Annotated in this window: 19 protein-coding genes; 15 read left to right on the forward strand and 4 right to left on the reverse strand. The window is 71.3% G+C overall.

Annotated features, from left to right (window positions below):
- Window position 1: 1 nt before the first annotated feature.
- The 7 genes from ACIRD8_RS05615 to ACIRD8_RS05645 all read left to right on the forward strand — a co-directional run bounded on the left by ACIRD8_RS05615 (window position 2) and on the right by ACIRD8_RS05645 (window position 8,219).
- Window positions 2-529 carry an isoprenylcysteine carboxyl methyltransferase family protein gene (locus tag ACIRD8_RS05615; protein WP_403986511.1) on the forward strand — a complete coding sequence of 176 codons (528 nt, stop codon included), beginning with the start codon at window positions 2-4 and terminating at the stop codon, window positions 527-529.
- Window positions 526-1,539: an NAD(P)/FAD-dependent oxidoreductase gene (locus tag ACIRD8_RS05620; protein ID WP_403986514.1), complete on the forward strand. Its 1,014-nt coding sequence runs from the start codon at window positions 526-528 to the stop codon at window positions 1,537-1,539. The genes ACIRD8_RS05615 and ACIRD8_RS05620 overlap by 4 nt, the downstream gene beginning before the upstream one ends.
- A 61-nt stretch (window positions 1,540-1,600) precedes the next feature.
- Window positions 1,601-2,260, forward strand: coding sequence for a YqjF family protein (locus ACIRD8_RS05625; RefSeq protein ID WP_403986516.1), 660 nt, complete (start codon window positions 1,601-1,603; stop codon window positions 2,258-2,260).
- Between the two features lie 82 nt (window positions 2,261-2,342).
- Window positions 2,343-5,045: a SpoIIE family protein phosphatase gene (locus ACIRD8_RS05630; protein WP_403986519.1), complete on the forward strand. Its 2,703-nt coding sequence runs from the start codon at window positions 2,343-2,345 to the stop codon at window positions 5,043-5,045.
- A gap of 332 nt (window positions 5,046-5,377) precedes the next feature.
- Window positions 5,378-6,169 (forward strand): inositol monophosphatase family protein, encoded by a 792-nt coding sequence (locus ACIRD8_RS05635; protein ID WP_403986522.1) that lies wholly within the window; start codon window positions 5,378-5,380, stop codon window positions 6,167-6,169.
- A gap of 584 nt (window positions 6,170-6,753) precedes the next feature.
- Window positions 6,754-7,443 (forward strand): SMI1/KNR4 family protein, encoded by a 690-nt coding sequence (locus ACIRD8_RS05640; RefSeq protein WP_403986525.1) that lies wholly within the window; start codon window positions 6,754-6,756, stop codon window positions 7,441-7,443.
- A gap of 26 nt (window positions 7,444-7,469) precedes the next feature.
- Window positions 7,470-8,219, forward strand: coding sequence for a hypothetical protein (locus ACIRD8_RS05645; RefSeq protein ID WP_403986528.1), 750 nt, complete (start codon window positions 7,470-7,472; stop codon window positions 8,217-8,219).
- Window positions 8,220-8,340: 121 nt separating this feature from the next.
- On the opposite strand, the gene ACIRD8_RS05650 is transcribed toward ACIRD8_RS05645, so the two are convergent.
- The 3 genes from ACIRD8_RS05650 to ACIRD8_RS05660 form a co-directional block, all read right to left on the reverse strand.
- Complete coding sequence (locus ACIRD8_RS05650; protein WP_403986531.1) at window positions 8,341-8,970, reverse strand: class I SAM-dependent methyltransferase; 630 nt, start codon at window positions 8,968-8,970, stop codon at window positions 8,341-8,343.
- A gap of 43 nt (window positions 8,971-9,013) precedes the next feature.
- Window positions 9,014-9,799 (reverse strand): SAM-dependent methyltransferase, encoded by a 786-nt coding sequence (locus ACIRD8_RS05655; RefSeq protein ID WP_403986534.1) that lies wholly within the window; start codon window positions 9,797-9,799, stop codon window positions 9,014-9,016.
- Between the two features lie 148 nt (window positions 9,800-9,947).
- Entirely contained in the window at window positions 9,948-11,648 is a 1,701-nt protein-coding gene (locus ACIRD8_RS05660; RefSeq protein ID WP_403986536.1) for a lysyl oxidase family protein, read from the reverse strand.
- A 442-nt stretch (window positions 11,649-12,090) separates the two neighbouring features.
- Here ACIRD8_RS05660 and ACIRD8_RS05665 point away from each other — a divergent pair, with 442 nt between their 5' ends.
- The 8 genes from ACIRD8_RS05665 (at window position 12,091) to ACIRD8_RS05700 (ending at window position 19,869) form a co-directional block, all read left to right on the forward strand.
- Window positions 12,091-12,852: a DeoR/GlpR family DNA-binding transcription regulator gene (locus ACIRD8_RS05665; RefSeq protein ID WP_403986539.1), complete on the forward strand. Its 762-nt coding sequence runs from the start codon at window positions 12,091-12,093 to the stop codon at window positions 12,850-12,852.
- A 178-nt stretch (window positions 12,853-13,030) separates the two neighbouring features.
- Window positions 13,031-14,389 carry an ABC transporter substrate-binding protein gene (locus ACIRD8_RS05670; protein ID WP_403986542.1) on the forward strand — a complete coding sequence of 453 codons (1,359 nt, stop codon included), beginning with the start codon at window positions 13,031-13,033 and terminating at the stop codon, window positions 14,387-14,389.
- Complete coding sequence (locus ACIRD8_RS05675; RefSeq protein WP_403986545.1) at window positions 14,386-15,351, forward strand: carbohydrate ABC transporter permease; 966 nt, start codon at window positions 14,386-14,388, stop codon at window positions 15,349-15,351. Before ACIRD8_RS05670 ends, ACIRD8_RS05675 begins: the two co-directional genes overlap by 4 nt.
- A complete protein-coding gene (locus ACIRD8_RS05680) occupies window positions 15,348-16,220 on the forward strand; it encodes a carbohydrate ABC transporter permease (protein WP_099171634.1) in 873 nt (290 codons plus the stop codon). The genes ACIRD8_RS05675 and ACIRD8_RS05680 overlap by 4 nt, the downstream gene beginning before the upstream one ends.
- Window positions 16,220-17,209 (forward strand): zinc-dependent alcohol dehydrogenase family protein, encoded by a 990-nt coding sequence (locus ACIRD8_RS05685; RefSeq protein ID WP_403986548.1) that lies wholly within the window; start codon window positions 16,220-16,222, stop codon window positions 17,207-17,209. Before ACIRD8_RS05680 ends, ACIRD8_RS05685 begins: the two co-directional genes overlap by 1 nt.
- Window positions 17,206-18,120, forward strand: a complete 915-nt coding sequence (locus tag ACIRD8_RS05690) for a PfkB family carbohydrate kinase (RefSeq protein ID WP_403986551.1) — start codon at window positions 17,206-17,208, stop codon at window positions 18,118-18,120. The genes ACIRD8_RS05685 and ACIRD8_RS05690 overlap by 4 nt, the downstream gene beginning before the upstream one ends.
- Window positions 18,121-18,419: 299 nt before the next feature.
- A complete protein-coding gene (locus ACIRD8_RS05695) occupies window positions 18,420-18,839 on the forward strand; it encodes a DUF6221 family protein (protein WP_403986554.1) in 420 nt (139 codons plus the stop codon).
- Window positions 18,840-18,978: 139 nt separating this feature from the next.
- Window positions 18,979-19,869, forward strand: coding sequence for an SDR family oxidoreductase (locus ACIRD8_RS05700; RefSeq protein WP_403986557.1), 891 nt, complete (start codon window positions 18,979-18,981; stop codon window positions 19,867-19,869).
- A 51-nt stretch (window positions 19,870-19,920) separates the two neighbouring features.
- Here the strand turns inward: ACIRD8_RS05700 and ACIRD8_RS05705 are convergent, their stop codons facing one another.
- Window positions 19,921-20,463 carry a DapH/DapD/GlmU-related protein gene (locus ACIRD8_RS05705; RefSeq protein WP_403986560.1) on the reverse strand — a complete coding sequence of 181 codons (543 nt, stop codon included), beginning with the start codon at window positions 20,461-20,463 and terminating at the stop codon, window positions 19,921-19,923.
- Window positions 20,464-20,509: the final 46 nt, after the last annotated feature.

Below are 20,509 nucleotides of genomic sequence, written 5' to 3' on the forward strand. Positions count from 1 at the left end.
CATGATCTGGTACGCGGCCCTCGTGCTGGCCGTCGCCGCCGAACGCCTCGCCGAACTCGCGCTGGCGCTGCGCAACGCCCGCTGGAGCCTCGCCCGGGGCGGCACCGAAGCCGGACGCGGGCACTACCCGGTGATGGTGGCCCTGCACACCGCGCTGCTCGCCGCGTGTCTCGCCGAGACCTCGCTGGCCGGCCGGCCGTTCGTGCCCTGGTTCGGCTGGACGATGGTGGCCGTGGTGGCCGCTGCGCAAGGGCTGCGCTGGTGGTGCGTCCGCACCCTGGGGCGCCGCTGGAACACCCGGGTCATCGTTGTTCCCGGGCTGCCCCTGGTGACCGGAGGGCCCTACCGGTGGCTCCGCCATCCGAACTACGTGGCCGTCGCCGCCGAGGGGGCCGCGCTGCCGCTGGTCCACGGCGCCTGGGTGACCGCCGTCCTGTTCACCGTGCTCAACGCGGCGCTCATGACCGTACGCATCCGCTGCGAGGAGGGCGCGCTGTCCCGGCCCGCGGGAGCGGAGGCGAACGCGTGATCGACATCCTGGTGGCGGGCGGGGGGCCCGCCGGCCTGGCGGCGGCGATCCGGGCCGCCGCGGCCGGCCTGGAGGCCGTTGTGGTCGAACCCCGCCCGACCCCCGTGGACAAGGCCTGCGGCGAGGGGATCATGCCCAGCGGAGTGGCCGCCCTGCGCGCCCTGGGCGTCACCCCGGCCGGCCGCGAACTCCGGGGGATCCGGTACGTCGAGGGCGCCAGGCAGGTGGAAGCGGCCTTCCGGGGCCACCCCGGGCTCGGCGTCCGGCGGACCGAACTGCACGCCGCCCTGCACCGGCGGGCCCAGGAGCTGGGGGTACGCGTCGTCGCGGGCCGGGCGGGGGAGGTGCGCCAGGGGCCGGACAGCGTCACGACGGCGGGGCTGACGGCCCGCTGGCTGATCGCCGCCGACGGCCTGCACTCGCCGCTGCGCCGTGCGCTGGGCCTGGAACGCCCCTGCCCGGCGCCCCGCAGATACGGGCTGCGCCGGCACTACCGGATCGCCCCCTGGACGGACCTGGTGGAAGTCCACTGGTCGCGCCACGGCGAGGCGTACGTGACGCCGGTGGGGGAGCGGCTGGTCGGTGTCGCCGTGCTCAGCCGCCACCGGCGCTCCCACGAGCAGCACCTCTCCGCCTTCCCCGCACTGGCCCACAGGCTCACCGGCCTGGAGGCGGGTCCCGTACGCGGCGCCGGTCCGCTGCGCCGGAGCGCGAGCGCGCCGGGAGCAGGACGGGTCCTGCTGGCCGGTGACGCCGCGGGTTACGTCGACGCGCTCACCGGCGAGGGCATCGCCCTGGCGGCGGCCACGGCGTCGGCGGCGGTCGACTGCCTCGTCGCCGGGCGGCCCGAGGCGTACCCGGCCGAGTGGGCGCGGCTGACGCGACGCCACCGGCTGATCACCGGAGCACTGCTGCGCGCCGCGGGACACCCGTGGACCGCCGGCCTGATCGTGCCCGCCGCCCACCGGCTGCCCCCGCTGTTCGCCGCCGCCGTACGCGCCCTGCAGTAGGCGCCCCCCATGGCGGGACTCCGGCCCGGGGGCCGGGAGCGCCGTCTGCCATTCTGTGCGGGTGCCGCCCACACCCCGTACGCCGCAGCCCGTCACGCCCGACCCGCCCCACCCGGCGATGAAGCCGCTGATGACGCAGTCCTGGCTGGACCTGGCCTTCCTGCACTGGGCGGCCGACCCCCGCGACGTGGCGCCGCTCCTGCCCGCCGGAACCGTGCCGGACACCCTGGACGGGGTCACCTACATCGGACTGGTCGCCTTCCGGATGCACCGCGTCGGATGGCTCCGGCTCCCCGGCATCCCGTACCTGGGCACCTTCCCCGAGACCAACGTCCGGCTGTACACCCGGGACGACCACTTGTGGTCCCGGATGGAGATCCGGCGCGAGGCCGACACCCTCACCTACACCACCAGGCGGCGCGTCCCGGGCCCCCGGGGCGCCCACAGCCGGATCGTGCTGCGCACCGGCGGACGGATCGAGGAGCCCAGCGAGCTCGAACACTTCCTGACCGCACGGTGGGGCATGCACAGCACCTTCCACGGGCGCCCGATGTACCTGCCGAACGCCCACCCCCGCTGGCCCCTGCACCGCGCACAGCTCCTCGAGTGCGACGACAGCCTGGTGACGGCGGCAGGACTGCCCGCGCCTGCCGGGGAACCGGTGAGCGTGCTGTACTCGCCCGGGGTCCGGGTGCGCTTCGGCCGCCCGGCCCGCCCGTAGGCGAGCGAACGGTCCGGCGCCCGCGGCACTTCCCGGCCCCACCGGGCGGCGAGGAAGCGGGAAGCCGTGTAGAAAGGGGGACATGGCCGGACGCTACGGCCGCCCGCGTTCGCTTCTCCGAATGAGAAGCCTCGCTGGTCAGGTCTTTCTCCTGCAGGTGGCGATCGTGGTGTTGCTCGTCGCTGCATCCGTGGCCGCGCTCGTGCTGCAGTCGCGGGCCGACAGCGAACGCGAAGCCCGCAATCGCTCGGTCGCCGTGGCCGAGACCTTCGCGAATTCCCCCGGCGTGGAAGCGGCGCTGCAGAGCCCCGATCCCACCGCCGTGCTCCAGCCGAAGGCGGAGGCGGCGCGGAAGGGGTCCGGGGTCGACTTCATCGTCGTGATGAACCTGCAGGCCATCCGCTACACCCATCCGCTGCCCGACCGGATCGGCAAGAAGTTCGTCGGCACGGTGGAACCCGCCCTGGAAGGCCGTGTCGTCACCGAGAAGGTCGACGGCACCATCGGCCCGCTCGTCCAGGCCGTGGTCCCCGTGACCGGCGCGAACGGCGAGGTCGTGGGCCTGGTGTCGGCCGGCATCACCATCAAGAACGTCAGCGGGGTCACCGAGAGCCAGTTCCCCCTACTGTTCGGCTCGGCCGGCGGGATCCTCCTGCTCACCATGGGAGGCACGGCGCTCGTCACCAGACGCCTGAAACGCCAGACCCACGGTCTCGGCCCGACCGAGATGACCCGGATGTACGAGCACCACGACGCCGTTCTGCACGCCGTGCGGGAGGGGGTGCTCATCGTCGGCGGCGACGGGCGGCTGCTGCTGGCCAACGACGAGGCGCGAAGGCTCCTGGGCCTTCCCCCGGACGTCGAGGGCCGATCCGTCGGGGAGCTCGGGCTCGACCAGGGAATCACCGGGCTGCTGACCTCGGAACGCAGTGCGACCGACGAGGTGCATTCCGTGGGCGACCGCCTCCTGACCGTCAGCCAGCGGGCCACGGACCGGAACGGCGGGCCGCCCGGCACCGTGACGACCCTGCGCGACACCACGGAGCTCCAGGCCCTCACGGGCAGGGCCGCCCTGGCGCGCGGCAGGCTGAAGCTCCTCTACGACGCGGGCACGGAGATCGGCACCGCCCTGGACGTCGTACGGACGTGCGAGGAGCTGGCGGACTTCGCCACGGCCCGGTTCGCCGACTACGCCACCGTGGATCTCGCCGAGGGCGTCCTGCGCGGCGAGGAACCCACGGCCGTCCGCGCCACCACCGACGGTCTGCGCCGCTCCGCCTTCAGCGGCCCCCGGGACGACACGGGACTCCACCCGCTGGGCTCCATGATCCGCTTCCTGCCGTCCACGGAGATCGGCGCCGGTCTCCTCAGGGGCGAAGCCGTCCTCGACACCGACCTGGCGCGGCTCGCCGGCTGGCAGCAGCAGAACCCGGAACGCGCCGAGCGCATCGTGGAGAGCGGATTCCACTCGCTGATGGCCGTCCCGATGCGGGCCAGGGGCGTGATTCTCGGCGCCGCCCTGTTCTGGCGGGCCCAGAGCCCCGAGCCGTTCGAGGACGAGGACCTGTCCGTCGCGGAGGAGCTCGTCGCCCGCGCCGCGGTGAGCATAGACAACGCCCGCCGCTACTCGCGCGAGCACAACGTGGCGGTCACCCTGCAGCGCAGCCTGCTGCCGCAGGGGCTCCCCGACCAGAGCGCCATCGACGCCGCCTACCGGTACCTCCCCGCCCAGGCCGGACTCGGCGGGCTGGGCGGGGTCGGCGGCGACTGGTTCGACATCATCCCGCTGCCCGGCGCACGGGTCGCCCTCGTGGTCGGGGACGTGGTGGGGCACGGGCTCCACGCCGCCGCGACCATGGGACGCCTGCGCACGGCGGTCCACAACTTCTCCAGCCTGGACCTGCCCCCCGACGAGCTGCTGTGGCACCTGGACGAGCTGGTCGCCCGCATCGACCAGGACGAGTCGGCCGAGGGCTCCGAGGGAGGCGGTGTCACCGGGGCCACCTGTCTCTACGCGATCTACGACCCGGCGTCCGGCCGCTGCACCATGGCACGGGCCGGCCACCTCCAGCCGGTGATCGTCAGCCCCGACGGCGACGCCGTGTTCGCGGACGTGCCCGGCGGCCCGCCCCTCGGCCTCGGCGGAATGCCCTTCGAGACGCTCGACATGCAGCTTCCGGAGGACAGCCGCCTGGTCCTCTACACGGACGGCCTCGTCGAGGACCGGCAACGCGACATCGACGAGGGGCTGGAGATGCTGCGCGACACCCTGTCCGGACACCCCGACCGGACACCGGAGGAGACCTGCGAGGCCGTCCTGCGCGTCCTGGTGCCCGCCAGGGCCCGGGACGACATCGCTCTGCTCGTCGGCCGTACGCTCCGCCTCGCCGCCGAGAACGTGGCCGAGTGGGACGTGCCCTCGGACCCCTCGGCGGTCGCCCGGGTCCGCTCCGACGTCTCCCGCAAGCTGACCGAGTGGAATCTGATCGAGGAGGCCTTCACGACCGAGCTGATCCTCAGCGAACTGGTCACCAACTCCATCCGCTACGCCAACGGCCCCATCCGCGTACGGCTCATCCGTGACAGGACGCTGATCTGCGAGGTGTCCGACCGCAGCAGCACCTCACCCCATCTGCGCCAGGCGGCCAGCATGGACGAGGGAGGCAGGGGGCTGTTCCTCGTCGCCCAGCTGGCCGAACGCTGGGGCGCCCGCTACACCGACGACGGCGGCAAGGTCATCTGGACGGAACAGCTGCTGCAGCCGGAGAACGACGGTTTGGTGTGACGGCTGGGCCGGCAGGTGCCGTATGTCCCGGCGAGGGAGTGGCCGCCGGTTTCGCCGGTATCTTTCGGACTTGCTCGAGTGCGTCCGGGTGCTCGGCCAGGTACGTGGGTGCGTCGGTCTGGAGGCTCTCGGTGACCTTGCCAGGAACGAAGAGCGAGCCGCCTGCGCACTCGAAGTCCCCTCGCCCCGCCGCCGTTGCTCCACGGCCGCGAGTTGCTGCACCAGCCCCGGCGGCTGCAAAACCAACAGGCATGGCAGACGGGCCGATCGGGAGAAGTGGATCACTACGGGTCGCAGCCCGCCGTATGTGCTGATGCTGCATCATTCACGCTATGCCTGATGACCTTGCCCTGGCCCAGCGTGCGGCTCTTGCCGGCGCCTCCGTGGGTCTGCGCTACTTCGCCCGTGTACGTTCCCTCGCTCAGCAGCAGAAGGTGGATGGGTCGGTTGTGACCGAGGCGGATCTCGCTGTTGAAGAGGAGGTGCGCCGCGTCCTGCTCGCTGAGCGGCCTGAGGACGCCTTCTTGGGGGAGGAAACCGGAGAACATGGAGAGGGCAGGCGTCGATGGATACTCGACGGCATTGACGGGACGCTGGTGTTCGTCCAGGGAGACGATCGCTGGCAGTCCCTGATCGCCCTGGAGGAGGACGGCCGCGTGGTCGTCGGAGTCGCGATAGTCCCCGCCCAGCGGCGGATCTGGTATGCCGTACGCGGCCAGGGCGCGTTCGTGGCCGACGTCGAGGACGGTCAACTGGTCCGTGAGCGGCCGTTGCGGGTCGGTGGGTCGCCGTCCACGCTGGCGGAGTGCACTGTGGGGGTTCTCCCTCCGCTTGACATGATCCCCGTGAATTACCGGGCTCAGGTCGACAGGCTGGTGGACAAGGCGGTCGTGGCCGACTGGTCGGCACATGCGGCCCTGCTGGTCGCCTCAGGGGAACTGGACGTGGCAGTGCAGGTGGGCGGGAAGATCTGGGACTACGCACCGCTGTCGCTGATCGTGGAGGAAGCCGGGGGTGCGTTCAGCGGAGATCGTGGACAATCCCACCCGGTCACTGGAACTGCCGTCTTCGCCTGCAGCAATGCCACTCGGAAGGCCGCTCGTGCCGCACTCAACGACAGGTGAGGAACTCCGGCCCCAGCGTCGACGCGCTCTCGGTATCAAGTCGTGGACCCTGCAACCCTCGAAGGATTTCCGGAGCCGACCAGTAAGGCAGTGTCGCCGCACTTATGCTCCCGCGCCCGCGGGGATGCCTGCCACGGAGTCCCGTACGGGGCCCGCCTTGCGGTGCTTCCCAGCACACCTCAGTTCCCCTTCGCTCCCCGAACCCCAAGGCCCGCCCCGGTAGAGCTGGAGGCCCCGCCGGAGCGTGAGCCTCAGGCGCCCTGGGCTTCAGGTGGCGAGGCGTTGTCAGTAGGTGATCACCATGCGGGCCGATGACTTCTCGATGACGTAGCCGTCGCCGTGATCTGGGTGCACAGCCGCTCCGCGTGCGCGTGCCCGCGCGGTCCGTAGCCAGCTGCGCCGAGACGGAAGCGGGCTTCGGTGCCTTCCTCGACCGGATGCGTTCCAGGGTGAGGTAGGCGATCGAGACATCCGGACGGGTGCTCAGCGCCGTGAGTGTGAGAAGCCGGCACAGCCGCTCTCTCTATGCGGCTCCTCCTCCCCTGGCTGGTGCCGCTGTCACTGGCTCCGCGTACGGTCTGCGCATGATTGATCAGCAGTGGAGCGGTGTCCGCCAATGTGTGGTCGCGTTGGGTGCCCATCCGTCGAGCAACGAGGTGTTCGGCTCGCTCGGGCACAGATGGGTTCTGGAAGACCCCCTGACGGATGACGGGCTTTCCGAACTCGAAACGCAGATAGGCACGCGGTTGCCGGATGATTACCGGGGCTTCCTCACCTGCGTGAGCGCGGGCGGCGCGGGGCCTGCGTACGGCCTCTTCCCTGTTCGCCGTGTGCAAGGTCGCTGGCGCTGGGAAGGAGACGGTGCGGATCTGGCCGACCTGGCCCTGCTCGCCCAGCCCTTTCCTGACCACGGCCCAGCTCCCGACGACCTGGACGCCCTTCTCGCTGTTCGTCCCGACGAAGAGGATTTCGATGAGATCGAGGAGTTCGACGATGCCATCGAAGCGTGGGACGAACGCTGGGAAGCCGTGATGTTCGCCCCTGAGCGCACCGCCGGGGCCATCGTGATTTCCCACCTCGGCTGCGCCCAGAGGGAGTGGCTGGTCATCAGCGGCACCCACCGCGGCACCATCTGGTCCGACTGCCGAGCCGACGACGCCGACCTCGCCCCGCTCCTCGACCAGGCCGGGAAGCCTGTCACCTTCAGTGGCTGGTACACCGACTGGCTGCGAAAGGCGGAGCTCACCGCTCGCCGCCCATCCATGAACGCCTGAGCTGGGCAAACATCTATCCTGGCGAAATGATGGATGCGGGGGACTTCCGGGTGGGCGACGTGCTGTCGGTCGCATGCCCCTTCACGACAACCACGGTCGAGCGGGGCCTCAAGTGGGGTGACGTGGCGGTGCGATGGCCGTGGTGGGAAATCGACACCACCGGCAAGTTCGGGCACTGGAACGGGATCGTCGCTCTGGGTGTGGGCAGCGGGGGGCGCGTCGCGTCTGAGGTGGAGGCCGAGCTGTTTCGCATAGTTCCTGCCCCCGAACATCTGAAGGCGGGAGACGTCTGCCGCATCGGCGTGCCACCCACTCCGGTGCACGTCACGGCTGTCGATCACCATGACCCTCCGTTGGAGACGGTCTGGCTGCCGCGTCCCACCCGGACCGTGTCCGTGCTGCGTAGAGGCTTGTCCTATCGAGAGTTTCCGGACGGCAGCCACCTCGACGGGTCGGGGTACACCATCCACCCCGGCGACGGAATTCCCTTCTCCTACGAACTGCTGATGCGGCCGTACGCGTCTCTGCGCGTGGGCGACGAGGTTGCCGACGCCGTCGGCCGGGCGTGGCAGTTCAACGGGCCGTGGGACTGGACCGCCTTTGACGGACAGCCCGTCGGCGCGGGCCCGGAGTGGCCCCTCGTCCTGCTCACCCGAGCAGGAACGCCGTGCTCCGTCGACGACGCGAAGGCCGTGGCCCACAGCACGGCGAGCGGTTCGCACCAGGACACCGTCCGAGACTGGATGTCACTCACCGAGGCAACGCCTACACCCTGACCGGCCGAGACGCCCCCGGCGCGTCGTCAGCGGTACGGCGGCCGGGGCAGCAGCATGGGCGGGGCTCCCCGTCCATGCGTCGGACGAGCGCATCGGGCCGGCGGTTGCTGCACCCGGCAGGTCACCGACGGCACTCCAGGAAGAGGTGGGGTTCGGGCACCGATCCCGGACGGTCCGGCGTGAACACCGTTTCGTCCTCGTGTACGACGGTGAGCCCGGCACCGGACACGAGCGCCCTGAGCGCCTCGGGCCCGAAGCTGGTCACCCGTACCTCCTGGCCCATGAAGACGGCGCTCACGCCCTCCACGTCCAGCGGCACGGTCGCCAGCACCAGACTGCCGCCCGGACGGAGCGCCTCCGCCAGGCGGTGCACGAGGGAGCGCTGCTCGCCGCGCGACATCTGCAGGAGCGAGAAGTAGACGCAGACCGCGTCAAAACCCGCCTCCTCCAGCGGGACCTCGCGGATGTCGGCGCAGCGGAACGACGCCCCGGGGACGCGACGTGCCGCCAGCTCCACCATGACGGGCGAGACATCGACCCCCAGCACCTCGTGCCCCGCGGCCGCCAGGGTCTCCGCGGTCGGCCGGCCCGTCCCGCTGCCGACGTCCAGGACCCTGCTGTGCGGCGCCAGCCGCTCCAGCAGCCGGTCCAGCGACGCGCGGTGCGCCGCCGAGCCGGCGAAGGCCGTCTCGTAGTCGGCACCGATGGCGTCGAAGGCCTCTGCCGCCGGGTGCCTGTTGCCCTCTGCCATGAGGTGCGTCCCCTTCCGGGCTGTGTTCCGACGGGATACGGGCTTACGGGATACGGGCGACCGCGACGTAGACGCCGCTCTCCTCCGGCTGCGGGGCCGGGGTGCCACGGAACCACTCGGGGGCCGTCACCAGACCGGGCTCGACGATCTCCAGGCCCTCGAAGAAGCCGGCGAACTCGGCGCGGGTGCGCAGCGCGAGGCGGATTCCTCCCCTGCCGTACTCGGCCGCGCCCTGCTCGCCGCGCTCGGGGTTCACGTCCGAGGCGCCCTGGGACAGCACCACGTAGCTGCCGGCGGGCAGGGTGTCCGCCAGGGTGCGCACGATGCCCCGCGGGTCCTGGTCGTCCGGGAGGAAGTGCAGGAGGCCCAGGAGCGAGAGGGCGACGGGCCGGTCGAAGTCCAGGACCTTGCGCGCCGCCTCGATGATCGTGGCGGGCTCGCGCACGTCCGCGTGCACGTAGTCCGTGGCCCCCTCCGGGCTGCTGATCAGCAGGGCCTCCGCGTGCCGCAGGACGATCGGGTCATTGTCGCAGTACACGACCCGCGACCGGGGCTCGATCTCCTGGGCGATCTGGTGCAGGTTCGGCGCCGTCGGGATCCCCGTACCGATGTCCAGGAACTGGCTCACCCCCTCGCGGGCCAGCCAGGCCGTCGCACGGTTCATGAAGGCACGGTTCTGGAACGCCCCGGCCTTCGCCTCGGCCGGCAGGTGCTGGGCGACCGCCTGGTCCACCGGGTAGTTGTCCTTGCCGCCGAGCATCGCGTCGTACACACGTGCCGAGTGAGGCCTGCTGGTGTCGATCGCGGGCCGTGGTGTCCCAGTCGTCATGTCGCGCTCCGTCGCAGATGAGGTGAACCGCTCCGCCTGCGAAGTCTGCCACAGCAACTCGCGCGTGGGCGGCAGACGTTGACCGCACGGGACGGCAGCAGCGGCCCCCGGGACCACTCCCCGGGGGCCGCTGCGGCAGGCCGGTGCCTCAGGGGGCGTCGACCAGGTCGTGCTTGGGCACGGTCACCGTGCGGGCGCCGGGCTTGCCGCCCAGAACCACCTTCCGCAGGGCGCTGTTGTTGCCGAGGTCGGTCTCCTTCAGCCGGTTCTCCGGGTTGGCCAGCACCTGGATGTAGTACGTGCCGTTCGACAGCCCGGTGATGTCGAAGGACTGGCCCGGAAGGTCCTGGGTGTACGTGTCACCGGACCCCACGTCGAGCACCTCCCGTACGGAGATGGAGTTCTCCTGGCCGCACGCCGTGGACAGATCGGTGTTGTCCGGGTGCCAGTTGGCGTTCTTCACCGTGTAGTCCACCGCGTCGGTGTTGGCCAGGCAGAAGGCCTCCTTGCCGCTGCGCACGGTCTCCTTCTTGTCCGCCTTCAGCAGCCGGTAGCTCGCGAAGTCGGTGAAGTGCCAGTGCTCGTGACCCGGACGGGGGTCCCACTCCATGGTGCCGGTCGGGGTGTAGCCGACCTGCTTGCCGGAGGCGTCGTAGAAGTACTGGTAGGCGTCCATCAGCTCGTTGCCCGGCTTGCGGAAGCCGTCCACCACCAGTTGCGCGGGGCCCGCGTTCCACACGTTGGCGCTGAACGCCAGGTAGTCCTTGCCCGGTGTGCCTGTGTCGCCCTCACCGATGGTGATGCCGTACGCCGGCAGGGAACGCAGATCGGGCTTGGGTACGTCCGGCACGCTCGCCCGGCCCGTCGGGCGCTGCGCGTTCGGCCGTTCCGCGGGTGCCTGCCGGGAACCGTCCGTACGTCCTGGTCCGTCGCCCTGTGCCGAACGGAACCCCCGGCGATCCGCGGCCCAGGGCACGGCGGCGGGAGCGGGCGGGTGCGGGCCGTGGCCCACGTTGTACGAGGGGCCCGCGCCGGTGGTCGCGGACACCGGCGCGGGCGGGCGGGCGGCGGTGTGGCCCGCATGCCCGGCGGCGTGGGCCGCGTGCCCGGAGCGGGCCTCCGGTGCCGAGGCGGCGCTCTCCTCCTCCCAACTGCGTTCGCGCACGGTCACCTTGACGGTCTGCGGTTCGTCGGCGATCCCGAACAGGTCGCGGTAGCGCTTGGTGACGGCCACCTGGGCGGTGTACTTCCCGGCGGGGAGGACGACCGGCTCCGCGTAGTAGCCGGCGTAGGTGTTGGACGCCCAGCCGTTCTCGACCCCCCACACCGAGCCGAGCGTGAAGGGATTCGTGGGGCAGCTCTCGGGATACTTCGACGTGGCGGGGGCATCGGGCTGTACCCTGCCCGACGCGTTGTTCGGGCAGAAGGGCTCCGTACGGCTCACCACGGACTTGCCGGCGGCGTCCCGGACCGTGATCCGGACGAAGTCCGGCAGCCCCGAGAAGTTCTTGACCAAGCCCTTGGGCAGGGCCTTGGTCCGGATCTTCTTGCCCTCGCGGATAATCTGGGTGGCGACGACCGGGTCCTTGTAGCTCTTACGGGTCACCCGCAGTTCGAGCGGGGCTCCGGAAGCCGTGAGATACGTCCCGAGGTCCAGGTAGACACCCGGTTCCTCCTTCCACGAGTCGAGCGTCACCGACGCCGACGCGGCGACCAGTCCGAGCCGCGGGACGGGGGACGCCTTCCCGGTGTCGGGCGAGGCGGCGGTGACGCCGGCTGTCACGGCGATCGCGGCGGCGGCCGCGAGCGCCGGACGCCACAGCCGGCTGCGGGGGGTTCTGGTGCTCATCCTTCTCCGATGTCCGAGTGCCCCGTGGGGCGGTGGAGTCGCTTTGCCCATGAGAGAGGACAACCGCGCCCGGAGGTTGTCCGAAATCCCGTGAGGCAGGGGATGTTGGCCGAAAGCAGGCTTTGAGGTGCGCAATCAGACATTTCCCTGCTGTTTCCTCCCCGGGTGCGCGAGGGCTGTGCTAGGCGTCCTGATGCCTGTGTGACCGCTGACGGGCATGAAACGGGCACGGCTGTGGGCGAAGCAGGCGCCCGGAGTGGCTGTGCTGATGCCGTGGTGCAGGCCACCAGCGTGGGAACCCGAGGTGAAACGGGCATGAACGGGCACAGCCCGTGGCGCGAAGAAGCTGGTCGTGGAGCCGTTTCTGCTTGTACAAACAGTGCGTGGGCCCGAACGGACGCAGGGACCACACCGGATTCGCACTAGCGCAGGGATGGGTGTCGTGGGCACCGAGGAACGCCGACGAGGAATTCTCGAGACGGCCCGACGGGACGGTTCGGTCGACGTGAACCGGCTGGCCGAACAGTTCGAGGTGGCCAAGGAGACCATCAGGCGCGACCTGCACACCCTTGAGGAGCACGGTCTCGTGCGGCGCACGCACGGTGGTGCGTACCCGGTCGAGAGCGCCGGGTTCGAGACCACCCTGGCGATGCGCACCACGCACCACGTACCGCAGAAGTCCCGGATCGCGGCGGCCGCCGCCGATCTGCTCGGTGACGCCGAGACCGTCTTCATCGACGAGGGCTTCACCCCGCAGCTCATCGCCGAGGCACTGCCCCGCGACCGCCCGCTGACGGTGGTCACCGCGTCCCTGGCCGTCGCCACGGTCCTCGCGGACGCGGAGAAGATCGCCGTGCTCCTGCTCGGCGGGCGCGTGCGCGGCAGCACCATGGCGACCGTCGACCACTGGGCCACCCGTATGCTCGCCGACTTCGTCATCGACCTCGCGTACGTCGGCGCCAACGGCATCTCCCGCCAGTACGGGCTGACCACCCCGGACCCCGCGGTCGGCGAGGTCAAGGCGCAGGCCATGCGCAGCGCCCGCCGCCGTCTCTTCGCCGGAGTCCACTCGAAGTTCGGCGCGGTGAGCTTCTGCCGCTTCGCCGGGGTCGGCGACTTCGAGGCCGTCGTCACCGACACCGGTCTGCCCTCGGCGGAGGCGCAGCGCTACTCCCTGCTCGGCCCGAACGTCATCCGCGTCTGACGCGACGGCGGAGACGCCCCCCCCGTCCCCATAACTTCACCCCGCCCCCGCCCCGTCCTCGTCCTCGCCGGGCAGTCCGAGGCCGGAGGGCAGCCTCGCCGTGCCCCCGACCGTCAGGAGAGCCGGAGGGCACCCGCACCACCGATCCTCGAGCCGCTACGAACGATCAGGAGAACTTATGCCCCACCAGCAACGACGCCGTGGGACCCGCGTGCGTGCGGTCGCGGGCACGGCAGTGATGACCTTCCTCGCCGCCGGGTGCGCCGGAGCCGGCGGCACCGCGTTCGGAGGGGGTGACGCACTGAACGTACTCATGGTGAACAACCCGCAGATGGTGGAGCTGCAGAAGCTCACCGCCGAGCACTTCACCGAGGAGACCGGCATCAAGGTCCACTTCACGGTGCTCCCCGAGAACGACGTCCGCGACAAGATCAGCCAGGACTTCTCCAACCAGGCCGGGCAGTACGACGTCGGCACCATCAGCAACTTCGAGGTGCCCTTCTTCGCGAAGAACGACTGGCTGCACCCCCTCGACACGTACGCCGCCGAGGACACCGCCTTCGACCAGGAGGACATCCTCGAACCCCTGAGGGATTCGCTCACCGCCGAGGGCAAGCTCTACGCCGAGCCCTTCTACGGCGAGTCGTCCTTCCTCATGTACCGCAAGGACGTCTTCGAGGCCAAGGGCCTCACGATGCCCGAGCACCCCACCTGGCAGCAGGTCGCCGGCCTCGCCGCCGAGGCGGACGGCGCCGAACCCGGCATGAAGGGCATCTGCCTGCGCGGACTCCCCGGCTGGGGCGAGCTCATGGCCCCCCTCACCACCGTCGTCAACACCATGGGCGGCACCTGGTTCACCGAGGACTGGAAACCCCAGCTCACCTCACCCGAGTTCAAGAAGGCCACCCGCTTCTACGTCGACCTCGTGCGCAAGCACGGCGAACGCGGCGCCTCCCAGTCCGGGTACGCCGAGTGCCTCAACAACATGACGCAGGGCAAGACGGCCATGTGGTACGACGCCACGGCGGGCGCGGGCTCGCTGGAGGCGGCAGGCTCCCCGGTGAAGGGCAAGATCGGGTACGTACCGGCGCCGGTCGAGAAGACCAGGAGCTCGGGCTGGCTCTACACCTGGGCCTGGGGCATCCAGAAGGCCTCCAAGAAGTCCGACGACGGGTGGAAGTTCGTCTCCTGGGCCTCCAGCAAGGAGTACGAGTCGCTCGTCGGCGAGACCAGCGGCTGGTCCAACGCCCCCGCCGGCAAACGCGCCTCCACCTACGAGAACCCCGAATACCGCAAGGCCGCAGGCGCCTTCGCGGACGTCACCGAGCAGGCCATCTCCGGGGCCGACGCGAAGAACCCGGGCACCCAGCCCCGCCCCGTGCCGGGCATCCAGTTCGTCGGCATCCCCGAGTTCACCGATCTCGGCACCAGGGTCGCGCAGGAGATCAGCGCGGCCATAGCGGGCCGCCAGTCCGTCGACAAGGCGCTGGCCACCTCCCAGAAGCTGGCCGAACAGGTCGCCAAGGAGTACCGATGACCACAGCAGTCGGCACCACCCCCCAGTCACCACCCCGGCCACCCGCAGCCCCGGCCCCCAAGGCGAACCGCGCCAAGGCCTGGGCCACCAGGGCCCCGCTCCTGCCCGCGCTGGTCTTCCTGATCGTCGTCACCCAACTGCCCTTCGTGGCGACCCTGGTGATCTCCCTCTTCGACTGGAACTCCCTCAGCCCCGACAAACGCGCCTTCAACGGGCTCGACAACTACGCCTCGGTGTTCACCGACGCCGCGCTCCGCGACTCGGTCCTCACCACGATCCTGCTGACCGTGGGCGTCGTCCTCGCCACCGTGGTCATCGGGCTGGCCCTCGCACTGCTCCTGGACCGGACGTTCTTCGGCCGGGGCATGGTCCGCACCCTGCTCATCACGCCGTTCCTGATCGTGCCCGTCTCCGCCGCCCTCCTGTGGAAGCACGCGCTCTACAACCCGGAGTACGGCCTCCTCAACGGCGCACTCAGCTGGATCGGCGACCTCTTCGGCGACACGAACCCCAGCCAGCCGGACTGGATCGCGGACATGCCGCTGCTCGCCGTCATCGCCGCACTGGTCTGGCAGTGGACGCCGTTCATGATGCTGATCCTGCTCGCGGGGCTCCAGAGCCGGCCCGCCGAGGTCGTCGAGGCGGCGCGCCTGGACGGGGCGAGCGCCTGGCAGACCTTCCGCTACCTGACCCTGCCGCACCTGCGCAGGTACCTCGAACTCGGCGTTCTGCTCGGCGCCGTCTACATCGTGCAGAACTTCGACGCGGTGTTCACCATCACCGCCGGCGGGCTCGGCACCGCCAACCTTCCGTACACGATCTACCAGACCTTCTACCAGGCCCACGAATACGGACTGGCGTCCGCCGCGGGAGTCGTGGTGGTGATCGGCACGATCATCATCGCCACCTTCGCGCTCCGGACCGTCTCGTCCCTCTTCAGCGAGGAGGCGAACCGCGCATGACCACCGCCACCGTCCCCGCCCCGTCCGCGTCACGGATCCTGCGTCGGGCCAAACGCCGCTCCACCGCGCTGGGCCTGCTGGCCTGGGCGGCAGGACTCGCCTTCTGCCTGCCCGCGCTCTGGATGCTGCTGACCTCGCTGCACGCGGAGTCCGACGCCGCGACCAACCCGCCCTCCGTCTTCGCGCCCCTCACCCTCGACGGCTACCGGGCCTTCTTCGGCGCCGACACCGGCGTCACCCCGTGGCCGCCGCTGCTCAACTCCCTGGGCGCCTCGTTCTTCTCCACGGTCCTGGTGCTCCTGCTGGCGCTCCCGGCGGCGTACGCCCTGTCCATCCGGCGCGTGCGCAAGTGGACGGACGTGATGTTCTTCTTCCTCTCCACGAAGATGCTGCCCGTCGTCGCCGGACTCCTCCCGGTCTACCTGTTCGCCAAGAACGCCGGGATGCTCGACAACATCTGGCTCCTCGTCCTGCTCTACACCTCGATGAACCTGCCGATCGCGGTCTGGATGATGCAGTCCTTCCTCGCCGACGTACCGGTGTCGGTCATCGAGGCCGCCCAGGTCGACGGTGCGCGGCTGCCGACGGTCCTGTCCCGGGTGGTCGCGCCGATGGCCGCCCCCGGCATCGCGGCCACCGCGCTGATCTGCTTCATCTTCAGCTGGAACGAACTGCTCTTCGCACGGGTGCTCACCGGCGTCGTCGCCCAGACCGCACCCGTCTTCCTCACCGGATTCGTCACCAGCCAGGGCCTCTTCCTGGCCCAGCTGTGTGCCGCGTCCGTCGTCGTGTCCCTGCCGGTGCTCGCCGCCGGCTACGCCGCCCAGGACAAACTCGTCCAGGGCCTGTCTCTCGGAGCAGTGAAATAATGCGGGCAGCGATCGTCGAAGCACCCGGCAAGATCTCCGTCACCACCGTCCCCGACCCCACACCCGGCCCCCGCGAGGTCGTCGTGTCCGTGGCCTCGTGCGGGCTGTGCGGCACCGATCTGCACATCCTCCAGGGCGAGTTCGCACCCAGCCTGCCGCTCGTCCCGGGCCATGAGTTCGCCGGGGAGATCGTCGGTATCGGACGTGACGTCACGGAACTGGCCGTCGGGGACCACGTCGCCGTCGACCCCTCCCTGCACTGCCACGAGTGCCGCTACTGCCGCAGCGGACGCGGCAACCTCTGCGAACGCTGGGCCGCCATCGGTGTCACCGTCTCCGGCGGGGCCGCCGAGTACGCCGTGGCGCCCGTCGCCAACTGCGTCCGGCTGCCCGAGCACATCGACGTGAAGGACGCTGCCCTGATCGAGCCGTTGTCCTGCGCGGTCCGGGGCTACGACGTCCTGAGCAGCACCCTCGGCGCGGAGGTCCTGATCTACGGCTCCGGAACCATGGGCCTGATGATGCTGGAGCTCGCCAAGCGCACCGGGGCGGCGAGCGTGGACGTCCTGGACGTCAACCCCGACCGCCTCGCCACGGCCGGCCTCCTCGGATGCTCCCGGTCGGCGGCCGGTGCCGACGAGCTGGAGCGGCCAACCGGCTGGGACGTCGTCATCGACGCCACGGGCAACGCGGCGGCCATCCAGGACGGCCTGGGCCGCGTCGCCAAGGGAGGGACCTTCCTCCAGTTCGGGGTCGCCGACTACGCGACGACGGCCGTCATCGAGCCGTACCGCATCTACAACCAGGAGATCACCATCACCGGCTCGATGGCCGTCCTGCACAGCTACGAACGCGCCGCCGCGCTCTTCGCCGCCGGGGTACTCGACCCCGCCGTCTTCATCAGCGACCGTCTGCCGCTCGACCAGTACCCGCAGGCCATCGACCGCTTCAAGGCGGGCATCGGCCGCAAGATCGTGGTCGAGCCGTGACGGGCGGCCCGGGCGCCGTCCTCGTGCTCGGCGAGGCCCTCGTCGACCTCGTGCCCGTGGCCGGGGACGGCGGGGTACGGGCCGCGCAGTTCGGCGGGGCGCCGGCCAACGTCGCCGTCGGGCTGGCCACGCTCGGCACCCCGGCGGCGTTCGCCGGAGGGCTGGGCGGCGACGGCTTCGCCCGCATGATCGAGGACCGGCTGCGGGCCGCCGGGGCCGACCTCACGCTGTGCGCACGCTCCGGCCTGCCCACCGCGCTGGCGGTCGCCGAGCCCGGCGAAGGGGGGAACGGCTACCACTTCCACCTCCAGGACACCGCGACGTTCCGGCTGCCCGACCTGTCCGCGCGGGCCGCCGGATTCGGGGCCGTCTACGTCGGCGGGCTCGCGGCCGTCGTGGAGCCCGCGGCCTCGGCCGTACGTGCGACCGCCGCCGCGGCCTCCGAGCACTCACTCCTCTTCGTGGACCCCAACGTCCGCCGCGACCGGACCCTGGGCGCGGACGACGGCGCGGCGGCGCTGCGCGAACTGTGCCGCCTCGCCCACGTCGTGAAGGCCAGCGACGAGGACCTGGAGCGGCTGTGGCCGGGCGCCGCCCCGGAGGAGACCTGCCGGGAACTGGCGGCCGGAGGGCGGCTGGTGGTCCTCACCCGGGGCGCCCGGGGGAGTACGGCGTACACCGCGTCCGCGCCGCCCGTGTCCGTCGCGGCCGTACCCGTCGAGGTCGTCAACACGATCGGCGCGGGGGACGCGTTCGCCGCGGGCCTGCTGAGCCGGATGGGCTCCCGCGGGGCGTTCACCGCCGCACAGGACCCGGAGGAGGTGCGGGACATGCTGGCCTTCGCCTCCGAGGCGGCCGCCTCCGTGTGCGCGCGGGCGGGGACCGAGCCCACCGCCCCGGCGGGCATCTGACGGAGCACGGTCACACGGCCAGGGTGCGCGCGTCTGCACGGACGGGCGCATCCTGGCCGTGTGACCTGGTGCCCCCGGCGGGCCCGACACGTACGGGGCGCCGGTCTCCGAAGCAGCCCTGGCTCCCGGCGGCGGCGTGCCACCACAGCCGGATGCGGTGTCCGTCATCCGGAACGCTCCCCGTGCCGACTGCGTCGGAGGCGCGCGGGTGAGGCATCCTCTGCTGGTCGGGCAGAACGGGCCCGCGGAGGCGAGTGGCTCGTCCCCGCGGTCTGTGACGGAGAAGGATTCGGAACCAGATGGCAGAGAACTCGGACCTGTTGGCCTTCGTGCGGGCACGCCTCGCCGAGGAGGAGGACATCGCGCGGGAGGCGGGTGGCGACGGCTGGCGCACTCCGGCCGAGGCGCCCGGAGAGGTGCACGACCGTACGAGCGGTATCGCGTTCGTCGTACGGTCGCGCGGCTACGACCGGCACATCGCCTTCCAGGATCCCGCACGCACCCTGCGCCGCGTCGAGACGACCCGGGTCCTCCTGGACGAGTACGAGGAGATCGCGGCCCTGGACACCGACCGTCCGGCCCAGGACTTCACCTCGGGGCGTGCCGTCGGGCTGGGATTCGTCGTCCGGCAGATGGCCGCCGAGCACGCCGGGCACCCCGACTACCGGGTGAAGTGGCTGCCCCGATTCTCCCACTGGGGCCCGCCCTCCCCGGAATGAAGCCCGTCCGCCCTCCGGGACGGTGCGCGCCGGTCCGTCCCGCAGCGCGACCGGCCTCCGGGAATGCTTAGGTGGAGGGACCGTTCATGAGGCCGGCGGAACGGGCCCGCCGGCTCGGCCGACCCCGGAGGAGACGCGTATGACGGGCACAGCCGGTCCTCTGGAGGGCCGCGTCGCCGTGGTCACCGGCGCCGCACGCGGGCTCGGCGCGGCCCTCGCACGGGAACTGGGGAGTCGTGGTGCCACGGTCGCCCTGATCGGCCGGGAGGCCTCGGGTCTGGCCGGCGTGCGGGACTCGCTCCCCGGCCCTGCGCGGTGCTGGGAGGCCGACGTCACCGACGAGGCCGGGATGGCAGGGGTGGCCGACGACGTCCGGATGCAGCTCGGGCCCGCCTCGGTCGTCGTCGCCAACGCGGGGCTGGCCGAGGGCGGCCCCTTCGGGGAGTCCGACCCGGCGACCTGGCGGCGTGTGGTCGAGGTGAACCTGATCGGCAGCGCGATCACCGCGCGCGCCTTCCTGCCCCAGCTGCGCGCCACGCGCGGCTACTACCTCCAGATCGCGTCGCTGGCCTCCATCGGCGCGGCGCCCATGATGAGCGCCTACTGCGCTTCCAAGGCCGGCGTGGAGTCGTTCGCGCACTCCCTGCGGGCGGAGCTCGCCCACGAGCACGTCGGGGTGGGCATCGGCTACCTGAACTGGACCGACACCGACATGATCCGCGGCGTCGACCAGCACCCCGTACTGCGCGAGCTGCGGGCACACATGCCGAGGCCCGCGCGCAAGGTCTACCCGGCGGAGACCGTGGCGCGCCACATGGCGCGTGCGGTCGAACGGCGCAGCGCCGCGGCGTACGTGCCGGGGTGGCTCCGCGCCACGCAGCTGGTACGTGCCGCGATGCCCCCGGTCGTCACGGCGCTGTCGAAGCGCGAGCTGCCCGAGCTGGCGCGGAAGGCTCCGTTCGAGGCCACGGGCCTCCTGGGGGCCGGCGGCAGGGCCGACACGGCGGGCAGGCGAGGACCGGACCGCTGAGCCGGCCGGGCGCGGGCCGGACGGCTGCCGCACCGGCGTGACCGGGTCCCGTCACCACTGCCGGTTCACGGTCGCCTTGCCGCCGGTGACCAGGGTTGCCGGCGGTACGTCGTCGGCCACCACCGCGCCGGCCGCCACCACGGCGTCGCGGCCGAGGCTGACGCCGGGCAGGATCGTGGCACCGGCGCCGATCCACACGTTCTCCGCCACGTCGATGGGACCGCCGCTCAGCCACTCCCGCCGCTCCCCGGGATCGACCGGGTGGCCGACGGTGATGAACGTGACCTTCGGCCCCACCATCACGCGCTCGCCGAGCCGGATGCCGGCGTAGTCGAGGAACGTGCAGTTCTGGTTGATGAACACCCGCTCCGCGAGCTCCAGGCGAAGGCCGTGGTCCGTGTGGAACGGCGGGTAGATCGTGACCTTCGGCGGCAGCGGCCGGCCGAGGATCCGTTCGAACAGTTCCGCCTTGCCCGCCTCGTCGTCGAAGGGCAGCACGTTCAGGCGGGAGGTGAGCTCGGTGGCCCGCAGGACCCTTTCCGACATGGCCTCGAACTCGGGGCTGTGGATGCGCATGAGGTGTTCGCCGGGCATACAGCGATCCTTTCTGGTGTACCGGTGACCGGACGGGACCCGCCAC

Source organism: Streptomyces sp. NPDC102451, assembly GCF_044765485.1.
Taxonomy (GTDB): domain Bacteria; phylum Actinomycetota; class Actinomycetes; order Streptomycetales; family Streptomycetaceae; genus Streptomyces.